Source organism: Halalkalibacter hemicellulosilyticusJCM 9152, from assembly GCF_000513115.1.
Taxonomy (GTDB): Bacteria; Bacillota; Bacilli; order Bacillales; family Bacillaceae_D; genus Halalkalibacter; species Halalkalibacter hemicellulosilyticus.
Window position 1 is genome coordinate 102,680 of sequence record NZ_BAUU01000004.1, and the last position, 15,634, is coordinate 118,313.

The window sequence follows — 15,634 nt, forward strand, 5'->3', positions numbered from 1 at the left end:
TTAGACTTTCTTTTTTTGCGAAGGAATGTATATGAATAACTTGAAAGGGCTTACAATTGTGTGTGTGTTAATGTTTTGGGAAATAAGTACTTACTTATTCAGTAAACAAAGCAGAATGTCATCTAAGATCTTACACTTCCTCAAGCTGTGATTTATTTAAGGGGGTGATTGTCGAAGGGATCGTTATTTCGTAACAAGAGTGGTCAGATTTTTAAAATGATTAGAAGGAGTGAAATGGTGGATGCGAAATTTCAGAAAAGTGTTAATGGTTCTATTATCAGTTCTTTTGCTATTTCCAAATATGTCACTTGCCGTATCGTTGAATTCAACTGACAAAACCAATGTGGAGAATACGATTCCGGATCCGTTGTATCATTGGGGGTTTGAAGAAAACGAGGTTGATGGAGAAGTTATTTCGAACCAATTAAATAGAGAAGACAACAATGATGCTGCAGTCATGCGAGAAAATGCAGCTGTTGTAGAAGATGATGAAAGAGGAGACGTTTTATATCTACCAGGTAATGGGTGGTTAACATTGCCGGATGATTTATATAAGGACGTCGATGAGGAGCTTACTGTTTCAATGTGGGCAAAGATTGCTAATAACGCTGAAATGTATTCAAGATTATTTTCCTCAACCATAACGGAAAAACACCAGCATTTTCAAGGGGTGAGTGGTTCATGGAGTGATCCGGAGTTTTCCATTGCAGCAGGGGGCGGAGAATATAACCACTTAATCCATTCAGGTACAAACCCAGAACGTGCTGCGGATTATCGTGCTGGGCTCCATTGGGACAAGCAACCACCAAGAGAAGCGTGGCACCATATTACGGTTACAATGAAGAATGATGGCAGTTACCAAGCATACTTAGACGGGCAAGAAATTGCGGTTGATGGGTTAGATCCTCAAGCGAGTAGTAGCGATGCAACGGTGGTAGAAGCAGTCAAACAATTTTTTGACTCAGATAACTTAGAGGCATTAACGTATAATGATTTTGGACGATCCATATATACATCTGATGGGGATGTAATAGGGTACTTTGATGATATCAAAATCTATAATCAATCCTTATCAAAAGAACAGGTTATTGAAGATATGGGCTCTGAATATGATGCTACTATAAAGCATATTTCAATAAAAGATGATCATATTGATGTAGACAGCTATACAATCACATATGAAACAACGGAAAGTTATCTTGGACTTGAAGATATCATCATCGAGACGTCACATCCAGATGCAGTAGCGGAGATTGATAGAGTCAGTTCGTTTGATTTTGATATAACCGTTACGTCGCCAAATGAACTGAAAAAAATCACATACATGCTTAAACTATACAACCCGAGCATTGGTGCGATCGTGAGTTTTAAGATGAATGAACGAAATGAAGACATTATGCATGGTGCTAGTGGTTTTTTATATGGGGTTAGTGAGCCAAATGTTCCAACGATTGATCTATTAGCCCCACTTAAACCTCAAAGCGTAGAGCAGAAGCCTCCTAATGGTCTTCAGCATCCAACTGGTGATGGACTAAGAGTTGCTGACACCTATTTTGAGGCGGGGACAAGGTGGATTCAATTAGCTGTTCAAGATATGTATTTACAATGGCCCTACGAATATGAGGGGCTCGATCATTATGAGGTATTAGTAAGGAAAACGGTTAGAGCCTCGAAAGCAAGTGGAGATAGTGACAAAATCGTTTACGTTATTTTTAATGAGCCTAGTGACATTTGGTTTAGAGATAATATGGGAGAAGACGGTTTCTTGAGTGCTTGGGAAAGAATGTATAAGGTCGTAAAGGAAGAAGATCCTGACGCAAAAATTGCAGGTCCAAACCTATCGCACTATCAGCATCTGTTCCACGAGCAATTTATGGAATTTGTAGTTAGAAATGATGTCATTCCAGACCAATTTACATGGCATGAATTATCAGGAAACCATTCTCTTCGTAATTGGGACGAGCATATGAATCATTATAGAGAATTACAAGCGAAGTATGGACTTGACATACCAATTGTAATTAATGAATATGCGAATCCAGAAGTAAATGGAGCTCCTGGCCGATTGGTTCGCTGGCTTTCTAGAGTGGAAAATAGTAAGGTCTATGCTAGTCTAGCATATTGGCATTCAGCGAATACGTTAAATGAGTTAGCTGCTGATGCGAATAAACCAAATGGAGCATGGTGGTTATACAAATGGTATGGCGATATGACAGGTCAGACGGTAGATATTGAAACGAATAATACGAGCATAGATGGATTGTATGGTTTAGCCTCTATTGATGATGAAAAAGGGAAAGCGTATACCATATTCGGTGGCGATGATGGAATGATTACAGCTTCCTTAGAGAATCTAGTTGAAACAGAGACATTTGAGGGTGCATCGTCTGCCCATGTTAAGCTGTATCGTACCAAATATACAGGGTTTATGGGAAGTTATGAGGTACCTAGAGTTGAATTTGAAGGGAATCTTTCATTTGATGGTGGAGACTTAAACATTATGGTTCAGGATGCTCATCATTTGGATGCCTTTCATGCAGTCATTACACCGGCAACGGATGATTCAGTTATCAATCAACAAGACTATGATCGAGTATGGACTGAATCATATGAAGCAGAAGAGGCAGAATTAAATGGTGCTTACTCTCAGAGGTCAGGTTGGGGAGTTGTTTCCAATGATCAATTTGTTAGAGGTTTAGATTCACCTGAAAAAAATGTGAGTTTTCATGTGGAAGTGCCGAAGGATGGAATGTATTTATTTGAAGTGTTTTATGGGAATGGTGCTCCACTTACCGATGGACAAAATCGAGCACAGGGTGAACTTGCTCAGCAATTATTAACGTTAAATGGAGAAGAATATGATGTTTTAACCTATGATTCTACCATCGACTTAGATAAATTTGCGAGCAAGAAACTTTATCTTGATTTGAATGAAGGTACGAATACGTTCAAGTTCAGTTATGCAAGTGGAATGGAAGCCTCACTCGATAAAATTGATTTAACATACGTAGGTGAAATTGGTGAAAAAGTTGTGAAAGAGTATAAGTATGAAGCTGAAGAAGCTTATTATACAGAAGGCTATACTCTTAAACAATCAAAGAATCAATTTAGTGGTTCTGGCTATATTGAAGGTAAGGGTGAGAATGAGTACACGGTTGTTGTTGAAGATAATGGCTATTATGATTTAGAGCTAGGCTATGCATCTGAAACAGATCAACAGCTTAAGGTGCATAAACGAATTGTGAACTATGCATCTGATGCGACATCTGACTCTGTATTATCTACAGATTGGAAGCAGATCGCGAGCTATAATGTTGGAAAAAGTAATGATTTTACCTCTGTATCTGGGACAAGTGTATATTTAACGGCCGGTGCAAATTCATTGAAGATTACAAATGAACGTGATGTTGCAATGGATTATTTGAAGGTAACCTATGATCCGCAGTTAACCGAATCTGAAACGATACAAGTGGAAGCGGAAGATGGAGATTTGTTCGGTGAAGCAACGATTACGGAAAATGAATATACTTCCGGAGGGAAAATTGTAACAGATATTGGTGAGAGTCAAGAGAATGGATTGTCTTTTACCGTGAATGTAGAAGAAGCGGGTGCGTACAAGCTTTCTGTTGATTATATTAACAATGAGCCCGCACCAATTATGTATACCGATAATCACCCGGATGGCTATCTACACCCGTATAACAAAGATTTAGTGGAGCGTTATGCACAAATTGTTGTTAATGACCAAACTCCACAAACTGTTTATTTCATCAACACCTTATCATGGGATTCGGTGAGAAATCATGTTGTGGATATTGAACTTGAAGCTGGAGTAAATACGATTACTCTATATAATGATAACTCCTATCGATTTAATGATGTCGTTCAGTATGCCCCGCATTTTGATAAATTCGAAATTGCGAAAGCAACCATAACTGAAACGGATGCAGGAGAAGTAGAGGAGAAACTAACGGGTATTTATGTAGAACAAGAGGAGCTCCTATTAGAAATAAACGAATTAGTACAAGTGAATGTAACGGCAGAATACGAAAATGAGGATACAGTAGATATTACTGAGGAAGCTACGTATAGCGCAAGCGATGAAAATGTCGTTACGGTATCGGATACGGGAGAAATAGCAGCGATTGGTCTCGGGGAAGCGCAAGTTATGATATCGTATGAAGATCAAACGACTCAAATAAACGTTAACGTTTATAGTACTGAAATCGGATTAGGGGTGTCAGTTGAAGTCATACCTGGTCAATTGTATCGAATCGAAGGGTCGCATTCGACGATTAAAATGCCTGATGACTTACCAGTAGGTACAACAGTTATTATTAAGAAATTAGACGGAAACGATGTGGAGCATGAAGGTTATGTTGTTGCAGGTGATGTCTATGATATCCAATTCACGTACCCAGAAAATGAGTCATTTAATGAAAACTTCACATTATCCTTAGAATATGATTTGGAGCAATTTAATGAAAGTGAAGTGCAAGTATTCTATTTTAACGAAGGTTTGGGTAAGTGGGAATTGCGTGAGGGTGAAGTCAGCCATCGCACAATCGCTATTGAAGTTTCGCATTTCTCTATATATGGAGTATTTGCAAAAATGACTACGGACGGAGAAGATCCACTAGAACCACCTTCAGACGATGATGATAAAGATAAGGATAAAGATAAGGATAAAGATAAGGATAAAGACAAGGATAAAGACAAGGATAAAGACAAAGATAAAGATAAAGATAAAGATGATCAAATCAAAGATTCTAATGATCAAGAAAAAGATGAGACGCTGCCTAGCACGGCAACATCTATGTTTAACTGGATTGCAATAGGATTGGTCTTGCTTTTTATCGGTTCAGCTCTATATGTTGTTAATAGAAAAAAGAATCTAGTGTAATAAGAACCTGTTCCTTACTATATAAACGCATTTGAGAGTCATTTCTCAAATGCGTTTTGTTTATACTGGATTATATAGAGAGATTTTGCCATTTTTAGAAATGTCAATTAGGGAATTATATACCCCCCAATAACTAAAAAAAATGCTGAAAGATAAAGCAAAGTATGGAGTAGGGATTGATTACGGTTACGGTGTTATGCAATTTAAACATGTTCCACTTCTCATGCCAAAAAAGTTTACAGTATGGGGTCATGCGGGGGCAACAGGTGCTTACATGTTTTATCATGAAAAGTTAGATACTTATCTAATTGGAACCTTTAACGGTTTTTCATATGAAACAAAGGCGGTTCGATTTATGTTGATGAAGGTCATTCATCAATTAGCTAAACATACGTAGAGCTTTAATAGAGGAGTAAGCATTTTTTGTCATAGAATCGAAAATGGCTGTTACAATGAAGAAGCACTGAGTGAGATCGTTCAAATAGAAATTCACTTAGAAATAAGCATCGTTATTAACCGTATAGGAGTGTGAAGGATGGAGCATAACGTTTTTGAAGAAATGGCCAAAAGGTATGATACGGAAGACAGAATTCAATTAGCAAAAGTAATTGTTAAGGAATTAAGACCAGTATTGCAAAATAGTCAATCAAAATCGTTCATTGACTATGGAAGTGGTACGGGACTCGTTAGTTTAGAATTGTCAGATCTAGTCGGGTCCATGTTGTTAGTAGATTCATCCAAACAAATGTTGGAAGTGGCGAATGCTAAGATCCAGCAAAAAGGAATACGTAATGCCAGTGTACTTCATTCAGATTTCACTCAAGAAACACCCGATTTCAAATCAGACATAATCTTACTGTCATTAGTGTTGCTTCATATTCCGGATACTAAAAAAATATTAAACAATCTGTTCACCACTTTAAATAGTGATGGCAAGCTAATCATCATTGATTTTGATAAAAACGACAAAATCAGCCACCCGAAAGTTCATAATGGATTTTCGCATGATGAACTGAAAAGAACATTATCTGAAGCTGGATTTAAATCAATTGACATTAAAACATTTTATAATGGGAAGAAGATTTTCATGAACGAAGATGCTTCTATGTTTATATGTAGTAGTGTGAAGTGAAGACTATCTACTTGTTGTTCTAATAAGAGTTGCATGTTGCAGCTCTTATTTTTGTCCTTAAATAGTGAAAAATAAAAGCCTCCTTATGAAAATATAAAGATCACATACTTATGTAGTAAGGATTATATAAGAGTAAGTAACTAACTATTACTAAAAAAATCTTTTTATTGAAAAAATAGGAATATATATCTATATCAAATTTGTTAATCATTTGTTATTTTATTTATGTAAGCGCTTTACTTAGCTTGCGGTAAGGAGGTGAAGGAAGGGCTACTAGTACTGCTAGAGTTTTTAAGTCTCTTTACAATCTGACAGGGAAAATTAAGAAAGAATGCCGCCTCGTGATGAAAGACATTCATTTTACATCCAAGTGTAACTATACTCGAAGCATGTAAATCTAATTAAATGCGAAGGGAAGGATGAAAATGAGAAAAGGAATTAGCTTGCTTATCGTAATTGGATTGGTCGTTTCGTTTTTCGCAGTGGGGAATCAAGCCGTGGAGGCATCGCCGTTTCAAGCAAATTCGTATTATCAGCTTATTAATGTGAATAGCGGGAAGTATTTAGAAGTGGAGGCTGCGTTAACGGAGAATGGAGCCAACGTTCAGCAATGGGAGAATACGAATTGCTTATGTCAGCAGTGGAGCTTAATTGAGAATAGTGATGGCTATTTTGAAATCGTGAACCGTCATAGTGGGAAGGCGTTGGACGTGTTTGAACGTTCGACAGCAGACGGTGGTAATATCGTGCAATGGGATCATAATGGAGGAAGTAATCAGCAATGGAGCCTTCAACAAGTTGGCAATTCGTATAAGCTCATTAGCCGTCATAGTGGAAAGGCACTTGAAGTATTTAATCATTCGACCGATAATGGAGCCAATGTCGTACAATGGCAAGATTATAGTAATCCGAATCAGCTTTGGACGATTGTTCCGGTAGGCTCCGGCGGCCAAAGTCCGGGTTTCAGTGCACCATTGGGATATGCATCAATGAATGGCGGTACGACAGGTGGACAAGGTGGTCGTGTCGAATATGTTAGTACCGGTGCTGAGCTCCAGCAAATCATTAATGATCGAAGTCGAAGCAGCAATCCAGATGAACCGTTGACGATTTATGTGACGGATACGATCACTTTACAAAACTCATCAAGTGATAAAATCGAAGTGAAAAATCACCGTGGTCAGGCTCATGAAATACGTAACATTTCGATTATTGGACAAGGGACAAACGGAGAATTTGATGGCATCGGTCTCCGACTTATCAATGCTCATAACGTCATTGTACGAAATATATCTATTCATCATGTGTTAGCAAGCTCAGGTGAAGGAACTGCGATTGAAATTACGGAAGGAAGTAAGAATATTTGGATTGATCATAATGAATTCTACAGCCAATTTGATGGAAACAATAATCCTGATTTGTACGATGGTCTTGTTGATATTAAGAGGAATTCAGAGTACATTACAGTGTCATGGAATAAATTTGAGAATCATTGGAAAACGATGCTCGTTGGTCATACGGATAACGCCTCATTAGCACCTGATAAAATTACCTATCATCATAATTTCTTCCACAACCTTAATTCACGAGTTCCATTAATTCGTTTCGCGGATGTGCATATGGTTAACAATTACTTTAAGGATATTCACGATACGGCGATTAATAGTCGTATGGGCGCAAGAGTGTTTATTGAGAATAACTACTTTGATAACGTCGGTTCTGGTCAGAACGATCCAACGACAGGTCATATTAAAACAGCGGTTGGCTGGTTTTATGGTAGCTCGACGACAGGGTATTGGAACCTTAGTGGGAACCAATTCATTAATACTCCTCATAGTCATCTGTCTTCAACGACGAATTTTGTCCCACCGTACTCGTTTCCTGCTCAATCAGCCAATGATGCAAGGCTAGCAGTTGAACAGTATTCGGGTGTTGGGGTGGTTGATTGATAGCTCGTGAGTGAAACAAATGAGTGATCTGGACATGCAGATTTTCTGTGTGTCCTTTTTGCAGAATGAAAATAATGTGGGGGAAACGTTGAGATGTTGGCTTCGCATGCTACAAGTTGTTATGAAAGAACACTACTTTTCATAAACACATCACGATCATGTAACGGCTAAGTACAATGCATTTAAGGTAATAAGCTGAAGTAAGTGATGGATGGTGATTCTTACCCTTTGGCTTAGCACGATGCAATGAAAGAAGAGAGAGATCAACCAAAGCTCAAAGAGAATTTTCTAGAGCTTTGGTTTTGATCGTTGAACGACCGTTAGAAGGCTCCAGACCCGCCGCCGCCTCCACCAGCTCCAGTACCTCCTCCAGTAAACGATCCACCTGAACTACTCGTATCTGGTCCAGTTGTCTTTTGTGCGGATTGGAAGGTGGATGAGGCAGCACCAGCTACAAGAATCCACGTTGGGTCAAAGCTATATGCGCTATGAGTAGCCGCTGTTGGTTGTGCACTAGTAGGTTTCTGAAATGCTTTGGCTAGCTCTTCATTCTTCTTGGTTACTTCCTTATCATTCGTACCTAATCCATATAAGAATGCGCGCATTTTGTCATCTTCTGATAAGCTTTTCCATTCGGGGGATTGAATCGATTTAAATCGTTGTTTGAATGTTTTCCATTCGTGTTTGATTTTCTCCCCTGTCCACGTTCGTGGGTGATAGAAGAGTGCAAACGATAGTAAAGCTATACTTAGTCCAAGTGTCAAGATAAATAATTCGAATAGATCATGGACAGCTAATAAAATGGAGAACACACCTAAGCCAACACTAAGCAAACTGAGTATGACTCGATAGGTGCGACGGTTTTCGTATAGTTTAGCGGCTTTCACCTCGTCTTTGATTTCACGTTGCCACATCGAGTATTTAAGCTGGTACGTTTCATGATTCTTTTTATTTTTCGTATAAGCGTTAAGTTCATCAAAACTAAATTCGTGGTTCTTGCCAATTGTGTCGAATAACCATTCAACGAGAACTTGTTCATGTCTCACTAACCCAGTTCGATTCACGATTCGAAAACGATTGCTTTCAAGCTGCTGAACATTCCCTTTACGCACGAGATCTAACAGGGATGCTGCGATCGATTCAGGTGACAGAAGGTAGTAGTTCGTAAAATAAATCGTCGAAGGGAGTGGCAATTCCTGTGACGGAAGCAGTTGATCTGTCTCGTTTTTCATCAAAGCGACTTGTTTGCTTCTTTTTTCAAGCCAAGCATGAGTCAATGCAATTAGTAAGATAAGGGCAAAGACGATCGTTACAGTCTGCCCGACTGAAGCGAACCATTCTGTTCTTTCAGCTCTTGCTATTGCTTGATCTATTAAATGTTGTTCAGCCTCTACAATCTCAGCCCTCATCGGTTCATCCTTCGTCAATGAAGCTGTCGGGAACAGGGACGCATCATAGGCGACTCGAATATCGCCATTTTCACCACTTGGTACTTCTCCAAATAAGAATTGCACCTGTCCACTTTCGGAAATGATATCTGTTTCAAAAGCGGTATCATATCCAAATGCAATGACATCCGTTGTTTCCGTTGGAGGTGTGACTGTGATCGTTAAGTCTTCATAGGTTGATTCATTGCTCGTATCAAAGAAAGGCCAGTAAAATTCCGCTACGTCAGAATAAACGGAAATACCATTAATAATTTGATAATATAAATCGATTGTAATCGTCTCACTATCACCAGTACGATGGATACGATACTCTGTTTGATCTTGTTCAACCAGTAATTCGTTCTCATGTTCAAAGGCAGAAAAGTCAACAATGTCTGAGTCGCTCTTCGGAATTAATTCACGAATGATTCCATTAAATTCACCAGAAAAAGAATACGTATGGCTTTCATGAACAGCTACAGTTCCATTCTCCTGTAGTAACGCATCAATTTCGACGTTTGTAATCGTGTAATCAACAGCGAAGGCGCTAGCTGGGAACATGAAGTAAATCAGACATGTCATGAGTATGCTTGACACAATTCTATACACAAAATCACCTTACCTTTCAAAAAAGCGTTTAAAGGTAGTTCTATGTATGATATACGGATTAGGGAGTGGGGAGGTTTCGTTTAATTTGTGGAGGAGAGAGAAGGTTCGTTGGAGTTGCTCGCTTGTATAGCGAAGGGAACCTCATTCCGCTAAATCATGCATTTGCTCTTAATCGCCTGTGAAACGGAACCTCATTCCGCTAAATCGATAAAAAGAGCAAGAAATAAGCCTGAAAAGCGGAAATAGAGAAATGAGAAGTACATAACGAGTTTCATAGAGATGTTTTTGAACAAATAGCGGAATGAGGAATACTTTTGCGAAATGGATTCGTCCGATCACTAACAATATACTAACGTAAAAGCATTTTCTCACAACGATAAGAAGTACTGAAAGGTGTACTAAATTGAACGTGATTTCAACGATTATCACGTATTTTATTCATTTTCGTTTGTACGTACACAGTGAATTTCTAACAGTAAGACCTTCGAGAAGTCATAACCACAAGGTTGATAAAAATAAGAAAATCATCCTACAAATCGTAAACACCATTCAGGAACTACTAATAAGCCTCTGCTAAAAGCCATAGTACAAATTACTTAAAAAGAAAAATCTCCCAAATATGAATTGAAAAAAATGGATAGCTTATGCAAGAATGAGAAGAGCTTCGAGGAAGGGAGGAGGTTCTTTGCGAAAGCTGAAAGGAATCGCCTTAGTACTAGTAATGATCGTAACAGGAGGATGTATGATGAATACACCAGACGTACCTGCGTTTGAAGATGAATTTACGAGAGAATTTATGAAGTCGACGAAGGAAGTAGAGGAAGGGTTTTATTTGTTTGAATCGAAAACAGGCGGATATACAATTTGGTTTCCGGAGAATGCGGTGACGGAACCAGATTTTTATTACAAACAGGGTGATGGAAGAGAAACTATGAGTATTAAGGAATTGTACGGTGACAATTTAATTTATCGTGCAACACTAACCTATGAGCATAGTAGGTTAACAGATTCAATCGATACCCAGTTAAGTGTGTTATCTAGCTTAGCAAGATATGAAGGAGTTTACGGAGAATTTCAATACGGAGATAATTTATACTATTATGCAAAATCCGTATATGAAATAGATAACGATCCAAAAGCATATCGTTTTTTTAGTTATATCAAATCTAAAACATTTGAGAAAAGTATAAAGTTCATTTATGAAGTAACATGTTATACTTTTGAACAACCTTGTACTATAGATGTCGACCAACAAGAAGAATATGCTTTAAAGCTAATGAAATCAGTGGAGTTTCAAGAATAAGTGATTTTGAGTGGAGTTGATCGTTATTATGAATGCTCAAAAAGTACTCGATTCAGACCTATTACGGGCTAGAATCGTTAGTATGGAATATGATGAGGTAACGGAATCAGAGGTGAGAAGGTTAATCCTTGAAGAAACAGGTAAAGAGACACCTGAAAATATTACAATCTATCATTCTAATGATATTGATGCAATACATAATAGTGAGGTGTACTCAGGTTTTGATGGAACTGTGATTCATATTTATGATGAAGTTCAAGGTATTAATCAAATGTATACAATAGTAAGAGGGAGTGAGGGGACCGAAAAGGATAGCTGGAAGCCGAAAGATTGGATTTATAATGGAATGGCAATTGGAGCTGGTCAAAGTAGTGCTCAATACCTAGACACTTTGACTTTTCAAAGTGAGGTTTCGGAACTAATAAGGCAGAGAACTCCCAATAATATTTCATTAGAAAGCTACGGCATAGCCCACTCTTTAGGTGGTAATAATACCATGAATGCACAATTAACTGATGGAATCTTTGATAAACTTTATGTCTTTAATCCAGCGCCTCCTAGTGTTTTTCACCTTGCTTATTTAGATAGAGATTTTAGGATTAGGATAATGAGTAGCTTTGGAATTGAACATGACTTCTCCCAACTCCGATCTATCCCCCCAGACGAACTCGTTGCCTTTGGTGAGGAATACTACAAATCTCGTATAGACGAATCGTCTATTCAGCGTCTCGTTATTAAAGAGGAAATGTTATTTGGCTTGCTGCAAATGCCGGGGTTTATGGATATTGGCGAAGGTGAGGTCATCTCAACGATTGATGGGCATGATGGGATACAGAAGGTGGCTGCGGCGATTCCTGATGAGGTGATCTTTGCGTTTCAAGAGTATCTGTCTGAATATGCGGAAGTTTACAATCAAGAAGGGTTTGATGGTTTTTTTCGTGAGATGACGGGGATTCGGCCAGGGCTTATGGATGCTATTAGTGATTTGCGTGAAATAAGAAGTAGGGAGACGCCCTATACGCTGCAAACATTTGTTGATACAGTAGGAGCTTCGGCTAGGTATTCCTATCATCTTATTCTTTCATTAAAACCGACAATTGAACGTTTAAAAGAAACGATTCCCCAAGTACTGTCACTTGTTCGTACTTTGCGTACCCATTTGCTAGATATCGTGGAAGTCATGGTGGAACAGCAAGTGATAACGTTTGAGCAAGGGCAAGAGTTAGTGGAGGCGGTTGAATCGTTAGAGGCTGAACTAAACGGGATGCATTCAGATGTCAATAAGATGCTTACCTTATATCAAACGAATGTGATGTTTGTTCCTATTGGGGTTTTGTTGGACGATTTCCTTTTTGAATTTGAAACGTTTGGCAAGAGATTAGAAAAAGTAAATAAGGATTGGACGACCATCCAAACATATACATCGACAATCGTCGATTATTTTCATGTGAGTGCAGAGGCTCATAAGATGGATCATATTATTGATTATTTGGGCAAAAAGTCGGGTTCGGATATTTACAAAGTGTATGATCCTGAATCAAACGATATGATCTATGTTCATGACGGCTTAACGTCGGAGGCTTTGTTAGATAAGTTGGCGAATGTTAATTTATTTGGTGCAGTAGGTGGAACTAGTCGAACCAATCGCTCAGGTGGACAGGAAGTCTATGTGAATATTTCCTCGGCAATTCGAATTTTTCGAAAAGGGAAAGAGGTTTGTGCGAACTTATTAATGGAATTGTCGCGAATGCAGCAGGCGTATGAACGGGACGTACTTGGTGATGATGAGCGAAGGAAGCAGCGTTTGCGTCAGCAGATTCATCAAATGGAGCAGAACCCGAATGTGTATCAAAGGCAATTCTTCGGTCAAACGACGCAGGTCTACTCGATACGAAGAATTTCTGTACAAGAATTTATTCCGGCTTTGCCACAAACGATCACAGACTCTTTCGAGGAATTTTTTTACCACTATCGAAAAGACTTAAGGCAAACGACGATATTGATTGAAGAAATGAGAGTAGCCATCGAGACGTTGTTTGAACATGATGAACATATCTCGAACATTTTTAAATATGCATAGAGAAGGTGGAAACCATCATGATGAAAACGATGAAAGTGAATGTCCCCTTTCATAGCTATGAAGATTTAACCTACAAAGCGGCTCCCTTTCAACGACAATTGTTACGTATGAGAAGCGAGCACCAAGAGCTTAATCGCTTCATCCAAGGGGAATTAAAGCAATCAGAAGGAGCTGTCATTGAAGGAATGCTAGGTGCGATGAACCGCCAGCATGCCAGTACGATTGATATGATCGATACATACTATGATTTGATTGGCCGAAGCATGTCGGATTATTCAGGTTATATGAACCGAATGCGGAGACAAGATGTACTCGTGTATTATGAGATCGCGAATGGAGCGCTTCAGTAGACATGTAAGGTGACGGTGATTATTGCTATAAAAGTACAAGGAAATGCTGAAAAAGTGGCTGGGACAAAAGCAAAGTGTTTCTCTCTGAAGACGAACAAGTCAAATAAGTGTTAGCAACTTCCTTTGCTCAGGGCGAAGTGGATCACTTGCAACAATGAGATCGTACTCTCTTTTTGACTGAAACTCTTTTGTCCCAACTTCTTTCTATTAACCTAATACGTCAGATATATTTTTGCGAATTAATGACGATATTTTATAAAATATTTAAAAATGTATACGTTTCCATATTAAAAGATGTTTAAATAAAATTGTTAGATTTTCGATTACCACAATTCAAGGTGGCGGTAGTTTCTGCAGGAATTGGTAATTTAATTAGCAGCTATACACAAGTTGACTTAACGAATGCAATACCTGATTTTAATTACGGATGGGTAGAGGGTGGCCAAGCGAATATGGGTGCTACTTTATGGGAGGAACGAGAGCGTTTTATAAGAAATTCACCAATCTTTGATTTTCATAAAATTAACACGCCTGTTCTAATTGTGCAAGGGACGAGAGATCATATATGTCATGCGGAAGCAGGCCCCATATTTTCATCCTTAAATAGATTAGATAAAGTAGCGCAATTGGTCCTGTATGATGAAGAGCATTCTCAGGGTTCGTGGTGTCAAGCAAATGTAGAGGATTATTATAATCGCATTTTTGAATGGTTAAATAAATTTCTTTAGGGTCACTTTTATTATAAGTAGTCTGCATGTTGAGCATAAGTGTGATCAATCTTAGAGTAAGCGTGCTTTCAATTTGAGGAAAGCACGCTTTTCCGTTTGTATGATAAATGTTATAGAGCTTGAAGAAATCAACGCCCACGATTAAACCCACTCTCGTCCATACGTTTGAATAAACGCCATATCGTTTTGATAATGTTCAAGGTGCCCTTCTTCTATCATCTTTTGAAAGGCAGGATCACCTTCATTGGCTTTCCTTTCAATGGTTTGACATAAACCTTCTAATCGTAATAATACCGTTTCCAAATAATCATCTTTCCTTGTCTCACCATAAGAGTCAAAAAACAGTTGAACTCTTTGTTTTACACGGTTCGCATGCTGTGACGTTTCATAATAAACCTTTTCACCAGCTTCAGATAGATAAAACCTACTTAAAGGGACACATGTATAAAGTGTATAAGCGATATCCCAAAGTCTTGGACCAGGACCAGCAACATCAAAGTCAATAATGCCAACGGGTCTTTCATGGTTAAAAATAATGTTGTATCTAGCAAAATCATTGTGGCATAGCACTTCGAAATGAGGGGGAGTTTTGTCTATCGGCTGCCAATCATCTGATAATGGAAAGTCACTTACAGCGTCATGGTAAAGGCGTAACATTTTCGCGATTTCTTTCAGAGATTGATTAGACCACATGTATGCTTTTAAAGGGTCATTCCCAGCTTCACCTTCAATAAATGATAATACCTCTCTCCCTTTTTCATCAATACCTAAAAATTTTGGTGCGTAATGGTAACCTTTGTTCTCCAAATGCTTTAATAAAGAATGGATTTTCATACTGTCTCGCTTTAAATCTCGTCGCACCGTATCTCCTAAACGATAAACGTTAGACACATTTCCTCCTGTAAGCAATGACTCTTTTTCATGCTTTCCCATCGATAAATCCTCCTTTCTTTCTTAAGACTCACCTACTCCTATTACAAGAACGGACTTCTAGCTTCATTGACATACCAGTAATATTCGATAAAAGACGTTTCGTTCCTTTCATTATTTGCTGGAAGAATGATAAAAAAATCTTAGAGCTTCTACCAATATTTTAGTTATGATCCTAGTTTGTCGGGCGTACAAATGAGGGAATGGCTTAATTAAAAGAGAT

Annotated in this window: 10 protein-coding genes; 8 read left to right on the forward strand and 2 right to left on the reverse strand. The window is 38.4% G+C overall.

From position 1 onward, the window contains the following. The first annotated feature begins 241 nt into the window (after positions 1 to 241). The 4 genes from JCM9152_RS03475 (at position 242) to JCM9152_RS03490 (ending at position 7,984) form a co-directional block, all read left to right on the forward strand. Positions 242 to 4,903 (forward strand): LPxTATN C-terminal sorting signal domain, encoded by a 4,662-nt coding sequence (locus JCM9152_RS03475; RefSeq protein ID WP_035340957.1) that lies wholly within the window; start codon positions 242 to 244, stop codon positions 4,901 to 4,903. Positions 4,904 to 5,045: 142 nt separating this feature from the next. Continuing rightward, entirely contained in the window at positions 5,046 to 5,300 is a 255-nt protein-coding gene (locus JCM9152_RS03480; RefSeq protein ID WP_035340959.1) for a hypothetical protein, read from the forward strand. Positions 5,301 to 5,438: 138 nt separating this feature from the next. After that, a complete protein-coding gene (locus JCM9152_RS03485; RefSeq protein ID WP_035340961.1) occupies positions 5,439 to 6,035 on the forward strand; it encodes a class I SAM-dependent methyltransferase in 597 nt (198 codons plus the stop codon). 425 nt (positions 6,036 to 6,460) lie between these two features. Then, positions 6,461 to 7,984 (forward strand): pectate lyase family protein, encoded by a 1,524-nt coding sequence (locus JCM9152_RS03490; protein ID WP_052015530.1) that lies wholly within the window; start codon positions 6,461 to 6,463, stop codon positions 7,982 to 7,984. Positions 7,985 to 8,304: 320 nt separating this feature from the next. Here JCM9152_RS03490 and JCM9152_RS03495 read toward each other — a convergent pair whose 3' ends face one another. Beyond that, the gene (locus tag JCM9152_RS03495; RefSeq protein WP_035340963.1) at positions 8,305 to 9,993 is read right to left on the reverse strand and encodes a DUF2207 domain-containing protein; all 1,689 of its coding nucleotides are present in this window, start codon (positions 9,991 to 9,993) and stop codon (positions 8,305 to 8,307) included. 712 nt (positions 9,994 to 10,705) lie between these two features. Between JCM9152_RS03495 and JCM9152_RS03500 the strand changes: the two genes are divergently transcribed. The 4 genes from JCM9152_RS03500 to JCM9152_RS03515 all read left to right on the forward strand — a co-directional run bounded on the left by JCM9152_RS03500 (position 10,706) and on the right by JCM9152_RS03515 (position 14,481). After that, entirely contained in the window at positions 10,706 to 11,323 is a 618-nt protein-coding gene (locus JCM9152_RS03500) for a YvcA-related protein (protein ID WP_052015532.1), read from the forward strand. A gap of 28 nt (positions 11,324 to 11,351) precedes the next feature. After that, positions 11,352 to 13,403, forward strand: coding sequence for a DUF6792 domain-containing protein (locus tag JCM9152_RS21215; RefSeq protein ID WP_052015534.1), 2,052 nt, complete (start codon positions 11,352 to 11,354; stop codon positions 13,401 to 13,403). A 17-nt stretch (positions 13,404 to 13,420) separates the two neighbouring features. Continuing rightward, positions 13,421 to 13,753 (forward strand): hypothetical protein, encoded by a 333-nt coding sequence (locus JCM9152_RS03510; protein WP_035340965.1) that lies wholly within the window; start codon positions 13,421 to 13,423, stop codon positions 13,751 to 13,753. A gap of 308 nt (positions 13,754 to 14,061) precedes the next feature. Continuing rightward, positions 14,062 to 14,481 carry an alpha/beta hydrolase family protein gene (locus JCM9152_RS03515; RefSeq protein ID WP_035340966.1) on the forward strand — a complete coding sequence of 140 codons (420 nt, stop codon included), beginning with the start codon at positions 14,062 to 14,064 and terminating at the stop codon, positions 14,479 to 14,481. Positions 14,482 to 14,622: 141 nt separating this feature from the next. Here JCM9152_RS03515 and JCM9152_RS03520 read toward each other — a convergent pair whose 3' ends face one another. After that, complete coding sequence (locus JCM9152_RS03520) at positions 14,623 to 15,414, reverse strand: phosphotransferase (protein WP_035340968.1); 792 nt, start codon at positions 15,412 to 15,414, stop codon at positions 14,623 to 14,625. Between the last annotated feature and the right edge of the window lie 220 nt (positions 15,415 to 15,634).

What these genes read in the sequence shown, in the direction of transcription:
- JCM9152_RS03490 (WP_052015530.1), top strand. Translation starts at nt 6,461, where the DNA reads ATGAGAAAAGGAATTAGCTTGCTTATCGTAATTGGATTGGTCGTTTCG.
- JCM9152_RS03480 (WP_035340959.1), top strand. Translation starts at nt 5,046, where the DNA reads ATGCTGAAAGATAAAGCAAAGTATGGAGTAGGGATTGATTACGGTTAC.
- JCM9152_RS03510 (WP_035340965.1), top strand. Translation starts at nt 13,421, where the DNA reads ATGATGAAAACGATGAAAGTGAATGTCCCCTTTCATAGCTATGAAGAT.
- JCM9152_RS03485 (WP_035340961.1), top strand. Translation starts at nt 5,439, where the DNA reads ATGGAGCATAACGTTTTTGAAGAAATGGCCAAAAGGTATGATACGGAA.
- JCM9152_RS21215 (WP_052015534.1), top strand. Translation starts at nt 11,352, where the DNA reads ATGAATGCTCAAAAAGTACTCGATTCAGACCTATTACGGGCTAGAATC.
- JCM9152_RS03520 (WP_035340968.1), bottom strand. Translation starts at nt 15,414, where the DNA reads ATGGGAAAGCATGAAAAAGAGTCATTGCTTACAGGAGGAAATGTGTCT.
- JCM9152_RS03475 (WP_035340957.1), top strand. Translation starts at nt 242, where the DNA reads ATGCGAAATTTCAGAAAAGTGTTAATGGTTCTATTATCAGTTCTTTTG.
- JCM9152_RS03495 (WP_035340963.1), bottom strand. Translation starts at nt 9,993, where the DNA reads ATGACATGTCTGATTTACTTCATGTTCCCAGCTAGCGCCTTCGCTGTT.